At 68.8% G+C, this 16,086-nt stretch carries 15 protein-coding genes and 1 tRNA gene; 9 read left to right on the forward strand and 7 right to left on the reverse strand.

From position 1 onward, the window contains the following. Positions 1 to 255 precede the first annotated feature (255 nt). On the forward strand, positions 256 to 783 hold the full coding sequence (locus tag CPH93_RS17080; RefSeq protein WP_093484148.1) for a peptidylprolyl isomerase: 528 nt from the start codon (positions 256 to 258) through the stop codon (positions 781 to 783). Between the two features lie 141 nt (positions 784 to 924). Beyond that, complete coding sequence (locus tag CPH93_RS17085) at positions 925 to 1,836, forward strand: rhomboid family intramembrane serine protease (protein ID WP_093484147.1); 912 nt, start codon at positions 925 to 927, stop codon at positions 1,834 to 1,836. Between the two features lie 235 nt (positions 1,837 to 2,071). On the opposite strand, the gene crgA is transcribed toward CPH93_RS17085, so the two are convergent. Next, the gene (gene crgA, locus CPH93_RS17090) at positions 2,072 to 2,326 is read right to left on the reverse strand and encodes a cell division protein CrgA (protein WP_006604446.1); all 255 of its coding nucleotides are present in this window, start codon (positions 2,324 to 2,326) and stop codon (positions 2,072 to 2,074) included. A gap of 180 nt (positions 2,327 to 2,506) precedes the next feature. On the opposite strand from crgA, the gene CPH93_RS17095 reads away from it, so the two are divergent. The 6 genes from CPH93_RS17095 to CPH93_RS17120 all read left to right on the forward strand — a co-directional run bounded on the left by CPH93_RS17095 (position 2,507) and on the right by CPH93_RS17120 (position 7,159). Next, a complete protein-coding gene (locus tag CPH93_RS17095) occupies positions 2,507 to 3,277 on the forward strand; it encodes a DUF881 domain-containing protein (RefSeq protein ID WP_096213348.1) in 771 nt (256 codons plus the stop codon). 37 nt (positions 3,278 to 3,314) lie between these two features. Further along, positions 3,315 to 4,037 carry a class E sortase gene (locus CPH93_RS17100; RefSeq protein WP_096213349.1) on the forward strand — a complete coding sequence of 241 codons (723 nt, stop codon included), beginning with the start codon at positions 3,315 to 3,317 and terminating at the stop codon, positions 4,035 to 4,037. An 81-nt stretch (positions 4,038 to 4,118) separates the two neighbouring features. Then, entirely contained in the window at positions 4,119 to 4,295 is a 177-nt protein-coding gene (locus CPH93_RS36190; RefSeq protein WP_006604449.1) for a hypothetical protein, read from the forward strand. Next, positions 4,292 to 4,948, forward strand: a complete 657-nt coding sequence (locus CPH93_RS17110; RefSeq protein ID WP_093484144.1) for an aminodeoxychorismate/anthranilate synthase component II — start codon at positions 4,292 to 4,294, stop codon at positions 4,946 to 4,948. Before CPH93_RS36190 ends, CPH93_RS17110 begins: the two co-directional genes overlap by 4 nt. Next, a complete protein-coding gene (locus CPH93_RS17115; RefSeq protein ID WP_100315521.1) occupies positions 4,945 to 6,393 on the forward strand; it encodes a class E sortase in 1,449 nt (482 codons plus the stop codon). The genes CPH93_RS17110 and CPH93_RS17115 overlap by 4 nt, the downstream gene beginning before the upstream one ends. Before the next feature lie 25 nt (positions 6,394 to 6,418). Beyond that, positions 6,419 to 7,159 carry a class E sortase gene (locus CPH93_RS17120; RefSeq protein WP_093484142.1) on the forward strand — a complete coding sequence of 247 codons (741 nt, stop codon included), beginning with the start codon at positions 6,419 to 6,421 and terminating at the stop codon, positions 7,157 to 7,159. Between the two features lie 102 nt (positions 7,160 to 7,261). On the opposite strand, the gene pknB is transcribed toward CPH93_RS17120, so the two are convergent. From pknB to CPH93_RS17150, 6 genes are all read right to left on the reverse strand, one after another. Then, positions 7,262 to 9,262: a Stk1 family PASTA domain-containing Ser/Thr kinase gene (gene pknB / locus CPH93_RS17125; protein WP_096213350.1), complete on the reverse strand. Its 2,001-nt coding sequence runs from the start codon at positions 9,260 to 9,262 to the stop codon at positions 7,262 to 7,264. 146 nt (positions 9,263 to 9,408) lie between these two features. Then, a complete protein-coding gene (locus CPH93_RS17130) occupies positions 9,409 to 10,878 on the reverse strand; it encodes a peptidoglycan D,D-transpeptidase FtsI family protein (protein WP_096213351.1) in 1,470 nt (489 codons plus the stop codon). Then, a complete protein-coding gene (locus CPH93_RS17135) occupies positions 10,875 to 12,260 on the reverse strand; it encodes an FtsW/RodA/SpoVE family cell cycle protein (protein WP_096213352.1) in 1,386 nt (461 codons plus the stop codon). Before CPH93_RS17135 ends, CPH93_RS17130 begins: the two co-directional genes overlap by 4 nt. Positions 12,261 to 12,283: 23 nt before the next feature. Beyond that, positions 12,284 to 13,855, reverse strand: a complete 1,572-nt coding sequence (locus CPH93_RS17140; RefSeq protein ID WP_096213353.1) for a PP2C family protein-serine/threonine phosphatase — start codon at positions 13,853 to 13,855, stop codon at positions 12,284 to 12,286. 132 nt (positions 13,856 to 13,987) lie between these two features. Beyond that, positions 13,988 to 14,518, reverse strand: coding sequence for an FHA domain-containing protein FhaB/FipA (locus CPH93_RS17145; RefSeq protein WP_006604457.1), 531 nt, complete (start codon positions 14,516 to 14,518; stop codon positions 13,988 to 13,990). A gap of 10 nt (positions 14,519 to 14,528) precedes the next feature. Further along, the gene (locus CPH93_RS17150) at positions 14,529 to 15,362 is read right to left on the reverse strand and encodes an FhaA domain-containing protein (RefSeq protein WP_093484137.1); all 834 of its coding nucleotides are present in this window, start codon (positions 15,360 to 15,362) and stop codon (positions 14,529 to 14,531) included. Positions 15,363 to 15,896: 534 nt separating this feature from the next. Between CPH93_RS17150 and CPH93_RS17155 the strand changes: the two genes are divergently transcribed. Further along, positions 15,897 to 15,980, forward strand: a tRNA-Leu gene (locus tag CPH93_RS17155). Positions 15,981 to 16,086 lie beyond the last annotated feature (106 nt).

Genomic DNA, 16,086 nt, shown 5'->3' on the forward strand with positions numbered 1-16,086 from the left:
CAAGAAATCCGTACGAAGACCGTCAAGAGGTGGCGGTCGGACGACCGGGGAACATGCAGCGCACGCCGCGGATGCGAGCGGCGGCCGGGCGACGGCGTACAGCGGCGCGCAGCGCATCGAAGGGTGCCGGGCGGACGGCGGCCGGGCGGCGGGAAAGAGTGGCGCGCGGCTCGACAGGGGTGAGGGTCGGGCGACGGGCGGGCCGGTCCATGCGAGGATCGTGAACCGTCAGTGCAGACTTATGGAAGGTAGATCGTGGCTGAGCAGCTCTACGCCACCCTGAAGACGAACCAGGGCGACATCGAGATTCGGCTTCTGCCGAACCATGCACCCAAGACGGTCAAGAACTTCGTCGAGCTCGCCAACGGCGAGCGGGAGTGGACCCACCCGGCGACGGGCAAGAAGTCCACGGACCGCCTGTACGACGGCACCGTCTTCCACCGGGTGATCAGTGGCTTCATGATCCAGGGCGGCGACCCGCTGGGCAACGGCACCGGTGGCCCCGGCTACGAGTTCGGGGACGAGATCCACCCCGACCTGGCCTTCAACAAGCCGTACCTGCTGGCCATGGCCAACGCCGGCCCCGGCACCAACGGCTCGCAGTTCTTCGTCACCGTCGGCGCGACCGCCTGGCTGACCGGCAAGCACACCATCTTCGGTGAGGTCAGCAACGACGCGAGCAAGAAGGTCGTCGACGCGATCGCCGGCACCCAGACGAACCCGCGCACGGACCGTCCGGTCCAGGACGTCGTCATCGAGTCGGTGGTCATCGAGACCCGCTGAGCCGCGTCTTGTGCCCCGGCGGGAGCCGGGGAACCATTGCGCCCCGCCCGGTCGTACATCAGGCGGGGCGCGACGCTCGTCCGGAGCCGGGCGGGAGGGCGAGTGACGGGCGCCCGGACGGAGAAGAGGACGAGGGGATCGATGGACCAGGTGCCAGGCAGCCCACAGGAGCCGCGGGACGCGCAGGGCGACAACGGCCTGCCGGGCTGTTTCCGCCATCCGGACCGCCCGACCGGCATCCGCTGCACCCGCTGTGACAAGCCGATATGCCCGGAGTGCATGATCAGCGCCTCGGTCGGCTTCCAGTGCCCGGACTGCGTACGCAGCGGCACCGGCCGTGCGGCGCAGTCGACGGTGCCGCGCACGATCGCGGGCGGCACGATCGCGGCCGACCCCCGGCTGGTCACCAAGATCCTGCTGGGCCTCAACGTCGCCGTCTTCGTCGCCGTGATGGCGACCGGCGGTGCGCTGAGCCCGCTGGTCAACCAACTCGATCTGGTCGGCCTCGCCGCCGAACCGGGCGGGTACCACCTCGTCGGCGTCGCCGAGGGTGAGTGGTACCGCCTGCTGACCGCGATGTTCCTGCATCAGCAGGTCGCGCACATCGCGTTCAACATGCTCTCGCTGTGGTGGCTGGGACCGCCCCTGGAGGCGGCGCTCGGCCGGGCGCGGTTCATCGCGCTCTATCTGCTCGCCGGCCTGGGCGGCAGTGCCCTCTCGTACTTCCTCGCCGCGCAGAACCAGCCCTCGCTGGGTGCCTCCGGCGCGATCTTCGGGCTGCTCGGTGCCACCGCCGTCCTGCTGCGCCGGCTGCGGTACGACATGAAGCCGGTGCTGATCCTGCTCGGCCTCAACCTCGTCTTCACGTTCCTGTGGCCGAACATCGCCTGGCAGGCGCATGTGGGTGGCCTGGTCGTGGGCGCCGCGGTGGCCTTCGGGATGGTGCATGCGCCGCGCGACCGACGGACCCTGGTGCATGTCGCGACCTGCGCGGTGACGCTGCTCGCGATCGGCGCCGTGGTGTGGGTACGGACCCTTCAGCTCGTGGGCTGAGGAGTCCGTACCGCACGTTGTCCACAGTGCGTGGCCGATCTTGTGCATGCGGTGCGGAACTCTCGTTCCGCACCGCGCTGACCTGCGTTTCCCCAGTCGGGGCAGGGGGAGACGTGGTCCGAAGGGGGGAGTCGCCGATCACACCGGCGTCAACCTCCCGAGGGTTATCCACAGATCTTCTGAAGTTTTCCCCGGCTGTGGATAACCGTGTGGATGGCCTTGGGCAGGGCTTGCGCTACTTCCACTGGGTGGATACGCCGAAGCCCACCGCGATGAAGCCGAAGCCGCAGACGATGTTCCAGTTGCCCATGGCCCCGATCGGCAGACTGCCCTCGGACACATAGAACGTCACGATCCACACCAGCCCGATCAGGAACATCGCCAGCATCAACGGCGCCACCCAGCCACGGCCTGAGTTCATCTTCAGGTTGGTGGTCTTCGCCGGAGGCGGCGTGAAGTCGTCCTTCTTGCGGATCCGTGACTTCGGCACGAGGAACTCTCCTGTCGATGCGCTGCTCCCCCGCTCTCGTCCGTGCTCGAGCGGGTGGTGCCCCCATCCGCGGGGAGGTACGAGGTGTGCGCCGGGGCGCGGATGCGGTGGGGAGCGGATTCCTTTCCCGGGCGTCCGTTAGCGTAGTGCTTCCGCGGCGCCGTAAGGAGTAAGGGTACGTTGAGCAATTCCGCTGACTCCCCCGATCGCCCCGCCCGCTCCCGCCTGCGGCCTGTGCGCCTTCTCACTCTCGTCGTCTTCGCGCTCGCCGGGCTGCTGTTCTGGCTGAGCTTCGACACCGCGCGGGGCACGAATCTGCGCTCGGACGACTCGATGCTGCGGCTATCCGACCTCATCCAGGAACGCAGCCACAAGAACGGCTCCCAGGACGAGATCAACGCCACGCTGCGCGGCGAGGTCGACTCCCTCGCCCAGCGCGACAACGGCAATTCCAAGGCCGAGGAGGCCAAGCTCAAGGCGCTGGAGAAGAACGCCGGCACCAAGCCGGTCAAGGGCCAGGGCGTGACGGTCACGCTCACCGACGCCCCGCCGAACGCCACCGCCAAGATCCCCGGCATCCCCGAGCCGCAGCCCAACGACCTGGTCATCCACCAGCAGGACCTGCAGGCCGTGGTGAATGCCCTGTGGCAGGGCGGCGCCAAGGGCATCAAGGTCATGGACCAGCGGCTGATCTCCACCAGCGCGGTGCGCTGCGTCGGCAACACCCTGATCCTCCAGGGCCGGGTCTACTCCCCGCCGTACAAGATCACCGCTGTGGGCAACCGGGAGGCGCTCATCAACGCGCTGACCGCCTCCCCCGCCATCCAGAACTACCTCCAGTACGTGAACGCCTACGGCCTGGGCTGGAAAGTCGACCAGCACGAGGCGGTGACTCTGCCCGGCTACTCCGGCACAGTGGATCTCCACTACGCACAGCCTGTGAAGCCGTAGCCGCGCCCCCCGGGGCAGCGGGGAGGGGCGGGGCCGGATGACGCTGCGGGGCGGGACGGCGGCGCGGTGGATCGTGCGGACGCTCAGCGAAATCTGTGTCACCGTGGGCGCGCTCATCGTGCTCTTCGTGGCCTATCTCCTCTTCTGGACCGGCGTACGGGCCGACAGCGCCATGGCCGGCGAGATCGGCAGGCTCCAGGACCGGTGGTCCACGGGCCCGGTCCCCGCTCCCGGCCGCACCCCGGCCCCCGACGACAGCCCCACTCCGGCCACGCGGCCCCACGGCTACCCACCGGGCGCCTCCTTCGCCGTGATGTACATCCCGCGCTTCGGTGCCGACTGGGCCAAGCCCGTACTGGAAGGCACCGCGGCCGGCGTCCTCAAGCGTGGCCTGGGTCATTACGAGCGCACCGCGGACCTCGGCGCGCTCGGCAACTTCTCCGTCGCCGGGCACCGCCGCACCTACGGCGACCCGTTCAAGGACTTCCCACGGCTGCGTCCCGGCGACGCCGTGGTGCTCACCGACGGCACGACCTGGTTCACCTATCGCATCGACCACCGGCCCTACACGACGCTGCCCGGCGATATCGGCGTGATCGACCCCGTGCCGCGGAAGTCCGGTTTCCGCGGCCCCGGGCGGTATCTCACGCTGACGACCTGCGAGCCGGAATGGGGCCACAGCCACCGGCTGATCGCCTGGGCACACCTGGATGCCACCCAACCCGCGGCACAGGGAAGGCCATCGGCTTTGACCGGCTGACCCACCAGCGCCCGCCCTCGCCCCTTACTCTGGTGTCGCAAACGACATCGTCATCGGCATCGGCAAGGGGACAGCGACAGCATGTACGGCTGGATCTGGCGGCATCTGCCGGGCAACACGTGGGTGAAGGCGCTGATTTCCCTGGTGCTCGCGCTGGCGGTCGTCTTCGTACTCTTCCAGTACGTCTTTCCGTGGGCGGAGCCGCTGCTCCCCTTCAATGACGTCACTGTCGACCAAGGGATGGCAGCCGTCCGATGACCGCACGGATTCTCGTCGTCGACAACTACGACAGCTTCGTCTTCAACCTCGTCCAGTACCTCTACCAACTCGGTGCCGAGTGTGAGGTGCTGCGCAACGACGAGGTCGCCCCGCGGCACGCCCAGGACGGCTTCGACGGGGTGCTGCTGTCGCCCGGCCCCGGCACTCCCGAGCAGGCCGGTGTCTGCGTCGACATGGTCCGGCACTGCGCGGAGACCGGCGTCCCGGTCTTCGGCGTCTGCCTGGGCATGCAGTCCATGGCGGTCGCCTACGGCGGTGTGGTGGACCGCGCCCCCGAGCTGCTGCACGGCAAGACCTCGCTCGTCGTCCACGAGGGCGCCGGCGTCTTCTCCGGGCTGCCCACGCCGTTCACCGCCACCCGCTACCACTCCCTGGCCGTCGAGCCGGACACCGTCCCCGACGACCTGCTCGTCACCTCCTGGACGGAGGCCACGGACGTCCCCGGCGGACGGATCATCATGGGCCTGCGGCACCGCGAACTACCGGTCGAGGGCGTGCAGTTCCACCCCGAGTCGGTCCTGACGGAGTGGGGGCACCGGATGCTGGCCAACTGGCTCGTCGAATGCGGCGATGAGGGGGCGGTGGCGCGCTCGACGGGGCTGGCCCCGGTGGTCGGCAAGGCCGGCGCGTGACCGCCTTGCGCCCCGAGCGTGAAGGCAGTTCCCACGAGCCCTACGAGCCGGACCGGTCGTATGCGGCACAGGGCCCGTACGGGCCGCAGGAGCCCCCTGGGCAGCCCGACGCCTTCGAGGAGGCGGTGGGGCAGCTCAACGATCCCCTGAACGATCCGCTGCCGGGCCATGCGAGCCCGGCCCCCGCGAGCCCGGCGCCCGCGCCTCCTCCGTACGGCCAGCCGGGCCGCGGGCGTCGGCGGGGCAAACCGGCGGAGGAGGGCGTACGGCAAGGCTCTCCGTGGTTTCGCCCGCATCTGGAGCCGGACACCTCCCGGCCGGACCGGCAGCCGCACGGGCCTCAAACGGCCGCCCCGGGCCCGGGGTACGGCGCCGCCCCCCGCCGTGTCTCACCCGGGCCAATAGCCCGGCCCTACGCCGCGCCGGCGGCCCCGGTGTCCCCTGCCCCGGCTCCCGCCGCTGCATCCGCCCCCGCGCCCGGGCGGAACGACGACGAGACCATGGCCCTGCGGCAGGCCGAGAAGCCCGCCGGCGACCCCGTTTCACGTGAAACCGAGGCGACGGTTTCACGTGAAACCGCGGCAGAGCCGGCGCCCACCGGCGGCAGGGCGGCCCGGCGCAAGGCCGCCCAGGAAGCCGCCAAGCGCGGCGGTCGGCGGGGGCGCCACGGCGGGACGGCCGGCACCACAGCAGCCGCTGCGACGGCAGACTCCGCCCCCGCTGCCCCCACGTCCCGGGTCGAGGCCCGGCGGGCCGCCCGAGCTGCCAAGGACAGCCCCAGCCTGATCGCCAGCCGCGCGCTGGGCGAAGTGTTCATCTCCCTCGGCGTGCTGATGCTGCTCTTCGTCACCTATCAGCTGTGGTGGACGAATGTCCGGGCCGAGGAGGAGGCGGGGGGCGCCGCCAACAACCTTCAGCACGAGTGGGACAAGGGCGGCGGCGAGAAGAAGAACCTCGCGGACGGCGAGCGCTTCGGGATCATGTACATCCCCAAGCTCGATGTGAAGGCGCCGATAGCCGAGGGCATCGACAAGCACAACGTGCTGGACCACGGCATGGTCGGTCACTACGACAAGAACAGCGGGATCAAGACGGCGATGCCCTGGGACAAGAAGGGCAACTTCGCGGTGGCCGCCCACCGCAACACCCACGGCGAGCCGTTCCGCTACATCAACAAGTTGACCAAGGGCGACAAAATCGTCGTCGAGACGCAGAGCTCGTACTACACGTACGAGATGGAGAGCATCCTCCCGCAGACCTCGCCGAGCAACACCAGTGTGATCGGCCCCGTACCGCCCGGCTCGGGGTTCACCGGCCCCGGCCGCTACATCACCCTGACGACCTGCACCCCGGAGTTCACCAGTACCTTTCGGATGATCGTCTGGGGCAAGATGGTCGACGAGCGGCCGCGGAGCAAGGGCAAACCGGATGCGCTCACCGGCTGAGTGAACAAAAGAGGGGTGCTACGCGGTGACTGCCACCGGAAACGACCAGGAATGCGACCGGTCCGCGCCGCCACTCCCGCCGCGACGGGCGCGCAGAGCCGTCGCGTCCATCGTCAGCGTCATCGGTGAGCTGCTGATCACGGCCGGGCTGATCCTGGGCCTGTTCGTTGCCTATTCGCTGTGGTGGACCAACGTCCTCGCCGACCGCGCCGCGCACCAGCAGGGCGACCAGGTGCGCAAGCACTGGGCGAGCAGCGGCCCCAAGGGGCCGGGGGAGCTCGACACCAAGGACGGCATCGGCTTTCTGCACGTACCGGCGATGGACAACGGCGAGGTGCTGGTCAAGAAGGGCACCGACTCCGAGGTCCTCAACGAGGGCGTGGCCGGCTATTACACCAAGCCGGTCAAGTCGGGGCTGCCGAAGGACAAGAAGGGCAACTTCACCCTCGCCGCGCACCGCGACGGCCACGGCGCGAAGTTCCACAACATCGACAAGCTCAAGGACGGCGACCCGATCGTCTTCGAGACCAAGGACACCTGGTACGTCTACAAGGTCTTCGCGACGCTGCCCGAGACCTCGAAGTTCAACGTGGACGTCCTCAACGAGGTCCCGAAGGAAGCCGGCAAGCACAAGGCGGGCCGCTACATCACCCTCACGACCTGCACCCCGGTCTACACCTCGAACTATCGCTACATCGTCTGGGGCGAGCTGGTCCGCACCGAGAAGGTCAACGCGGACCGCACCCCCCCGAAGGAGCTCGGCTAGCCGGCCGGCGAGGGACCGGGCCCCGGCCCGGCGTGCGGACAACGGAAAGCCCCGGCACCCTTCCCAGGTGCCGGGGCTTCGTGCTGCTCGTTGTACGGCCCGCTAGCCTCCGAACGGTCCGCCGAAGATGCCGCCGCCGCCGTCATTGCCGCCGTTACCGTTGCCGCCCCCGCCACCGCCGATGGTGGTCAGCGTGACGGTGGTGTTCGCGGGGTCGGACGGCGTCTGTGCCGCCGGGTCCTGAGTGACCACGCGGGCGTTGTCGTCCGGCGAACTGCCGCCGGCGAACTGGATGTTCTTGAAGCCGGCCTGCTGGAGCGCCTTCTTGGCGTCCTTCACGGTCTGGCCGACCACGCTCGGCACCGGCGTCTGGGCGCCCGCCTTGCCGACCGTGAGGTTCACCGTGGAGTTGGCCTTGGCCTTGGTGTTGCCCTCCGGGCTCTGGCTGAGCACCTTGCCGACCTGGTTGGGGTCGGTGACTTCCTGCTCGGTCTTGGTGACCTCGAAGCCCTGGGCCTTCAGCTGCTGCTCCGCCGCGGCGGCGTCCTGCCCCGTGACGTCCGGGACCCCCACCTTCGGGCTCGCCTGGGCGATGGACAGCGTGATCTTGGTGTTCTTGGTCTTCTTGGAGTTCGCCTTCGGGTCCTGATCCGCGACGGTACCGGGGTCGCGGTCGGAGACCACGGGCTTGCTCACGATCTTGGTGAAGCCCTTGTCCTGGAGATCCGAGCGTGCCTCGGCCTCGGTCAGGCCCGTCACACTGGGCACCGAGATCTGCTCCTGGCCCGTGCACAGCGTGACGGTGACCGTGTCGTTCTTCTGGATCTCTCCGCCGGCCGCCGGGCGCTGCTCGGTGACCTGGCCCTTCTTGACGTTGTCGCAGGCCTTGCGGCCCCCCTCGGAGACCTTGAAGCTGCCGTTCTGCCCGAACGCCTTGGCTTCCTTGAGGGTCTTGCCGACGAGGTTGGGGACCGGTGTCGTCCCGCCCTTGTTGCTCTTGGTGAACATCGCCTGGGCGATGAAGATCGCACCGATCAGGACGAGGACGGCCGCCAGCACCAGCAGGATCGTCGAGGTGTTGCTCTTCTTCTGGCCGCCACCGCGCCGCCGGTCGCCGCGGTCGTCGTAGCCGTAGCCCCCGTCGTCCGGGTTCATCGGCGGAAGCATGGAGGTCTGGCCGGCCGGATCCTGCGGACGCAGCATCGTGGTCGGCTGGTCCTGGTTGAAGCCGGCCGCACCCATCGCGGAGGTCGCCGCGACCGGCTGGCCCTCCAGCGCCGCCTCGATGTCGGCGCGCATCTCGTCCGCCGACTGATAGCGGTAGTCCGGGTCCTTGACCAGCGCCTTCAGGACGATGGCGTCCATCTCGGGCGTGATCTCGGGGTCGAAGTTGCTCGGCTTCTGCGGCTCTTCACGGACATGCTGATAGGCCACCGCGACCGGCGAGTCGCCGACGAACGGCGGCCGGACGGTCAGCAGCTCGTAGAGCAGACAGCCGGTGGAGTACAGGTCGGAGCGGGCGTCGACCTGCTCGCCCTTGGCCTGCTCGGGCGAGAGGTACTGTGCCGTGCCGATGACGGCCGCGGTCTGCGTCATCGTCATCCCGGCGTCGCCCATGGCCCGGGCGATGCCGAAGTCCATGACCTTGACCTGGCCGGTGCGCGTCAGCATGACGTTGGCGGGCTTGATGTCGCGGTGGACGATGCCGGCCCGGTGGGAGTACTCCAGCGCCTGGAGGACACCGGTGGTCATCTCCAGCGAACGCTCGGGCAGCAGCTTTCTTCCGGAGTGCAGCAGCTCACGCAGGGTGGAGCCGTCGACGTACTCCATCACGATGTACGGGATCGAGACGCCGTCGACGTAGTCCTCGCCGGTGTCGTAGACCGCGACGATCGACGGATGGTTCAGCGAGGCGGCCGACTGGGCCTCACGGCGGAACCGGGCCTGGAAGGACGGGTCACGGGCGAGATCCACCCGCAGCGTCTTCACAGCTACGGTGCGGCCCAGGCGGGTGTCATGCGCGAGGTACACCTCGGCCATGCCACCTCGGCCGAGCACCGAGCCCAGCTCGTACCGGCCGCCGAGGCGACGCGGCTCTTCCATAAGCTTCTCCAGCCCTCTCCGTCAGTCCCGACCGCACCGGTGTGTGGTCCGGCGGTGTGCTGTCCGGGCATACCGTACCCGGCACGCCCTACCGGACCCGGCCGGAGCCGCAACCTGATACGAGACCGGTATTGGCATGATCCGCATCACTTCTGGCCTTCGAGTACTGCCTCCATCACGCGCTTTGCGACCGGAGCAGCGAGTTTGCCGCCGGCGATGTCGTCGCGGAGGGTGTCGGATCCCTCAATGACGACCGCGACCGCGACAGGGGTGCCCTTGTCGGTCTTCGCGTAGGAAATGAACCAGGCGTACGGATTGTCCTTGTTGTTCTCGCCGTGCTGCGCGGTACCGGTCTTTCCGCCGACGGTGACGCCGGGGATCTGAGCGTTGGTTCCCGTGCCCTTCTGGACGACGGTCTCCATGATGCTCTGGACCTTCTGGGCGTTCTCCGGGCTGAGCGGCCGGTTCATCTCCTGCGGCGTGTGCTGCTGGACGACATTGAGGTTCTGCGCGACCAGCTGGTCGACCATGTACGGCTTCATCAGCTTGCCGCCGTTGGCGACCGCCGAGGCGACCATGGCCATCTGCAGCGGCGTGGCGCGGTTGGAGGCCTGGCCGATGCCCGCCATCGCGTTCTGCGGCCGGTTGTCCTTGGGGAAGATCGATTCCGAGGCGCGGACCGGGGTGTTGATCCCCGGGTCGTTGAAGCCGAACTTCTCCGCCTCGGCCTTCATCTTCTTGTTGCCGAGGTCCGCGCTGATCTTGCCGAACACGGTGTTGCAGGACCAGCGCAGCGCCTCCCGCAGGGTGGCGTCCTTGCAGGGGATGTTGCCCTCGTTCTTCAGCTCGATGCCCGAGGTGTCGGGGAGCGTGTAGGGCAGCGGCGAGTTGGTCTTGGAGTCGACGTCGTTGTAGAGACCGTTCTCCAGGGCCGCCGAGGCCGTGACGACCTTGAAGGTGGAGCCGGGCGGGTAGGTCTGGCGCAGCGCCCGGTTGAGCATCGGCTCGTCGGGGTCGTTCTTCTTCTGCAGCGCGTTGTACGCCTCGGCGTCCTTGTTGCTCATCCCGGCGAAGGAGGACGGGTCGTACGACGGGGTGCTGGCCAGCGCCAGAATCGCGCCGGTCTCCGGGTTGATCGCGGCGACCGCGCCCTTCTGGTTGCCGAGCCCGTCGAAGGCGGCCTTCTGGGCCTTGGCGTTGAGCGTGGTCACCACGTCGCCGCCCTTCTGCTTGCCGCCGGTGAACATGTCGACCGTGCGGCTGAAGAAGAGCCGGTCGTCGGTGCCGGTGAGGATGCCGTCGTTCAGCTTCTCCAGCTGGTTGGCGTCGAAGGCCTGCGAGGCGTAGCCGGTGACCGGCGCCCACATCTTGCCGTTCTTGTACGTGCGCTTGTACTTGAAGTCGCCGCTGTCGGTGGTCGTGGAGCCGGTGACCGCCTTGCCGCCGACGATGATGTTGCCGCGCGGCGTGCTGTAGCGCTCGATGGCGACCCGGCGGTTGTGCGGGTCGTTCTTGAGCTGGTCACCCTGGACGAACTGCACCCAGTTGACGCGGACCAGCAGGGCGAGGACGAGCAGGCCGCAGAAGATCGCGACCCGGCGCAGGGGCTTGTTCACGGGCGGACCACCTGGGTCATCTCGGCGTCGGTGGACGGGGCGGGGGCCGGCGCCGGGCGGCGCGCGGTGTCGCTGATCCGCAGCAGGATCGCGACGAGCGCCCAGTTGGCGATCACGGACGAGCCACCCTGGGCGAGGAACGGCATCGTCATACCCGTCAGCGGGATCAGGCCGGTCACACCACCGGCGACGACGAAGACCTGCAGGGCGAAGGCGCCGGACAGGCCGATCGACAGCAGCTTGCCGAACGGGTCACGGGCGGCCAGCGCCGTACGGATACCGCGCTCGATCAGCAGGCCGTAGAGCAGCAGGATGGCCATCAGACCGGCGAGACCGACCTCCTCGCCGACGGTGGCGAGAATGTAGTCGCTCTTGGGCGCGATGCCCTGGATCAGGCGCGAGTAGCCCTGCCCCAGACCGGAGCCGAGGATGCCGCCGGACCCGAAGGAGTACATCGCCTGGGCGGTCTCGGTGACACCGCCGTTCGACAGCTCCAGCGGGTTGAGCCAGTTGTGCACACGGACCTGGACGTGCGACTCGAAGGTCGCCACCGCGACCGCGCCGCCCGCGCTGAGCAGGAGCCCGAACACGATCCAGCTGGTGCGCTCGGTCGCGACGTACAGCATCACGACGAACAGGCCGAAGAAGAGCAGCGAGGTACCCAGGTCGGTCTCGAAGACCAGGATCATCAGGCTCAGCGCCCAGATGACGAGGATCGGGCCGAGGTCGCGGCCGCGCGGGAGGTAGAGCCCCATGAAGCGGCGGCTGGCCAGCGCCAGCGCGTCCCGCTTCACCATCAGATAACCGGCGAAGAAGATCGCGATGATGATCTTCGCGAACTCACCTGGCTGCAGCGAGCCGAGACCCGGAATCGTGATCCAGATCTTCGCGCCGTTGACCCCGGGGAAGAACACCGGCGCCACCAGCAGCACCAGCGCGACCACCATCGAGATGTAGGTGTAGCGCTGCAGGACACGGTGGTCCTTGAGGAAGATCAGGATGCCCAGGAAGAGCGCGACACCGAACGTCGACCACATCAGCTGGTTGGGCGCCATCGCCTTGCCCAGCGAGTGCTCCTGGTCGAGCCGCCAGATGAAGATCAGTCCCAGGCCGTTGAGCAGGGTGGCGATGGGCAGCATCAGCGGGTCGGCGTACGGCGCCCACTTGCGGACGACGAGATGGGCGACGCCCGCCAGCAGGCCGAGGCCCAGGCTGTAGCCCAGCACACCGGCCGGCACCGTACCCTCCTTGGCCAGGCCGACGTTGATGTACGCGAACACCGGGATCAGCACGGCGAAGACGAGCATCGCCAGCTCGGTGTTGCGGCGGCTCGGGGCCCCGATCGTGCCGATAGTGGTGGTGTTGGTGGTACTGCTGCTCATGAGATCTACGGCCCCCTACGCCCTCACTGCTGGGTGCTGCAATTCTTTTCCAGCTTCAGCTGTTCCTCGGAGGGGGCCTGGCTGGGAGTGGCTGTGGGAGACGGGGACACGGGCGCGGCGAGCGTGCCTGCCGTGCTGGTGCCGCTGTTCCTGTCCGTTCTGTCAGTGGATCCGGGCCGGGTGCTCGGGGAGGCGGACTTGGACGGCGTGCCGGGCTTGGACGGCGTGCTCGTCTTGCCCTTGCTGGGGTGCCGCGCGGCCTCGCGCTCGGCGGCCTCCCGCTGTTCCTTGCTGCGGCAGGCGTTGGCCTGCCGGCTCAGCTCGGAGACCTTTTCGCCGCCCTGGGAGCGGTCGTCGACCGCGATCGTCTCCTTGACCTGGTTGCGCTGGTACAGCGGCAGGTACTTGAGTTCGATCTCGGGGTGGTCCTCGTCCACGCCGTTGAGCTTTATCCACGCGAGGTCCTGGCTGATGCCCCGGTAGAGCGCGACGTGGTCGTCCTTGCTGCCGACGAAGTACTGGGTCTGGGTCCAGCGGTAGCCCGTGTAGAGCCCGCCGCCGACGACCGCCAGCGCCAGCGCGATCAACAGGGACCGCTTGATCCACCGTCCGCGCGGACGGGGCTTGACGAAGTCCTCGTCCATGAACGCGCCGAACGAGCCCTGCGGCGGCCCGCCGACCTCCGGATCCCCGCTGCCGGGCGGCCCGAAGGCGCCACCGGGCGCCGGCTGCCCACCCGGCCGGCCGAGCTCGGCGGCCCGGGCGGCGGGCGTCTGCATCGTGCTCGGGTCGCTGAGCTGGTGCTGGTTCTCCGCGACGGCACCGACGACGACCGGGGTGTCGTTGAGCTGCCCGGCCATGGTGTCGTTGCCGTCCACGTCCAGGACGTCGGCGACGATGCAGGTGATGTTGTCGGGTCCGCCGCCGCGCAGGGCGAGCTGGATCAGCTCCTGCACCGTCTCGTGCGGTCCGTGGTAGCTGGCGAGCGTCTCTTCCAGCGTCTGGTGGCTGACGACCCCGGACAGTCCGTCCGAGCAGATCAGGTACCGGTCGCCGGCCCGCACCTCGCGGATCGACAGATCGGGCTCGACGTGATCGCCGCTGCCCAGCGCCCGCATCAGCAGTGACCGCTGCGGGTGGGTGGTGGCTTCCTCTTCGGTGATCCGGCCCTCGTCGACCAGCCGCTGCACCCAGGTGTGGTCCTGGGTGATCTGGGTCAGTACGCCGTCGCGCAGCAGATAGGCGCGCGAGTCGCCGACGTGCACCAGGCCGAGCCGCTGTCCGGTCCACAGCAGGGCGGTCAGGGTCGTGCCCATGCCCTCCAGCTGGGGATCCTCCTCGACCATCATCCGGAGCTGGTCATTGGCGCGCTGTACGGCCGTGCCCAGGGAGGTGAGGAGGTCGGAGCCGGGGACGTCGTCGTCGAGCTGGACGAGGGTGGAGATCACCTCGGAGGAGGCGACCTCACCGGCGGCCTGGCCGCCCATGCCGTCGGCGATGGCGAGCAGCCGTGGCCCGGCATAGCCGGAGTCTTCGTTGCCCTCGCGGATCATGCCCTTGTGCGATCCGGCGGCGAAGCGCAGTGACAGACTCATGCGCACCTCACCCGTCGGCTCGGGGTACAGCCGGTCTCGTCGAGCCACACTGCCCACCCTCCGCTCGGGAGCACACCGGGGTCCGTCGAGTGGACCGCCGCGGCTCGCTCGCTCCGCTCGCTCATTGTCGTACTACTTCCGCAGCTCGATGACGGTCTTGCCGATGCGGATCGGGGCTCCCAGCGGAATCGGTGTCGGGGTCGTCAGTCGGGTCCGGTCCAGGTACGTGCCGTTGGTGGAACCGAGGTCCTCGACGATCCACTGGCCGTCACGGTCCGGGTAGATCCTGGCATGCCTGCTGGACGCGTAGTCGTCGTCCAGCACGATGGTGGAGTCGTGCGCACGGCCCAGGGAGATGGTCTGGCCTTGGAGGGCGACGGTGGTTCCGGTCAGCGAGCCCTCGGAGACCACCAGCTTGGTGGGGGCTCCGCGGCGCTGGCGGTTGTTGCCGCGGCCGCCTTCCTGGCGGCGCTGCTGTTGCTGCGGCGGCGCGGCCGCCTGGCGCTGCGCACGTGCTTCCTGCCCGCCGCGCCGCGCGGCACCGCGCTGTGTGACGCGCGTGCCGAACAGATCGCTGCGGATGACCTGAACGGCCACGATGACGAACAGCCACAGTACGGCGAGGAAACCCAACCGCATGACCGTGAGGGTCAGCTCTGACATTGCCCCCGCTTCACCCTTCGGCTTGCCGGTAAACGATGGTGGTACTGCCCACGACAATCCGCGAGCCGTCGCGGAGATTAGCGCGAGTGGTGTGCTGCCCGTCCACCACGATGCCGTTCGTGGAGCCCAGATCCTGGATCATGGGGGGCGTTCCGACCCGGATCTCACAGTGACGCCGGGAGACACCCGGGTCGTCGATCCGTACGTCGGCGTCGGTGCTGCGGCCCAGCACGAGCGTCGGGCGCGAGATCTGGTGGCGGGTGCCGTTGATCTCGATCCAGCGCCGCGTTTGCGCGTGGGGCTGCGGTCCGGCACCGGTGGGTGCCGTACGGGGTGCGGGCTGTGCGCCGCCGGGAGGCGGGGACGAGGGCATGGGGGGCGCGCTGACGTGCCCGCCGCCGGGCTGGCCGCCGCGGGGCACCGCGCCTGCGCGCTGGGCGGCCGCCGGGCCCGCAGGCTCCTGGGACGAGCTGGAGGCGAGCGTGCGGCTGCGGACGCGGTACAGGCCGGTGTCGAGATCGTCGGCCTTCTCCAGATGGACCTTGATCGAGCCCATGAAGGTGTAGCGCTGCTGCTTCGCGTAGTCGCGGACCATGCTCGAGAGCTCGTCGCCGAGCTGCCCGCTGTAGGGGCTCAGCCGCTCGTAGTCAGGGGTGCTCAGCTCGACGATGAAGTCGTTGGGGACGACCGTGCGGTCGCGGTTCCAGATGGTGGCGTTGTTGTCGCACTCGCGCTGCAGGGCGCCGGCGATCTCAACGGGCTGTACCTCGGACTTGAACACCTTGGCGAAGGTGCCGTTGACGAGACCTTCGAGACGCTGCTCGAAACGCTTCAGTACTCCCACGGGGCACCTCCTTCCTCAGTCTTCGTCGGGGTCGTCCTGATCGAATCGTCCTGATACTGCTTACTGATCGTATCCACGCGTAGGGAAATCGGCTGGTTCCCCTTTCCCGCCTTGAGGACGAGTGTCGCCCCTCACAGGGTTGCCCGGTGCTTGTCTGCTCCTTGTCCACTGCTCGTGCACTGCGATCGTAGATGTGCCCCGAAGACAGTGTCCCGCAACCGCCCACCGATCCGGCCGGGCGGGGGCCGGAGTCGGTCGTGGCACGGAGCCTGCCCTTCCGGCCGGCCAGGAGGCAGGCCGGTGCGCTCGCTCCGGTTACGGCTACCGCGAGTGTGACCCCTCGGGGTGCCGCTCGGCCAATGCCCGAGGCACGGCGGGGTCCCGCCCGGAGGTCCCCGCGGGGCAGGGACCGGGGGAAAGGCGTGTGAAGGCACCCCCGTCAGCGTGCTAATCTTCTGGATGTCGGCAGGCGCTCGCACAAGACCCGGACGGAACACCCCGGATCGCGTGAGAGGATCAACCGGCAGCACCCATGCGCGGGTGGCGGAATAGGCAGACGCGCTGGATTCAGGTTCCAGTGCCCGAAAGGGCGTGGGGGTTCAACTCCCCCCTCGCGCACAGATGAGACCCCCGGTCTCCGGAGAAATCCGGCGACCGGGGGTCTTTCGTTGTCTTCGTCACGTTGTTGTCTGTGTCACGCGCCTGTCTGTCACGTGTGTGGGAT

Source organism: Streptomyces sp. 2323.1, assembly GCF_900221035.1.
Classification (GTDB): Bacteria; Actinomycetota; Actinomycetes; order Streptomycetales; family Streptomycetaceae; genus Streptomyces; species Streptomyces sioyaensis.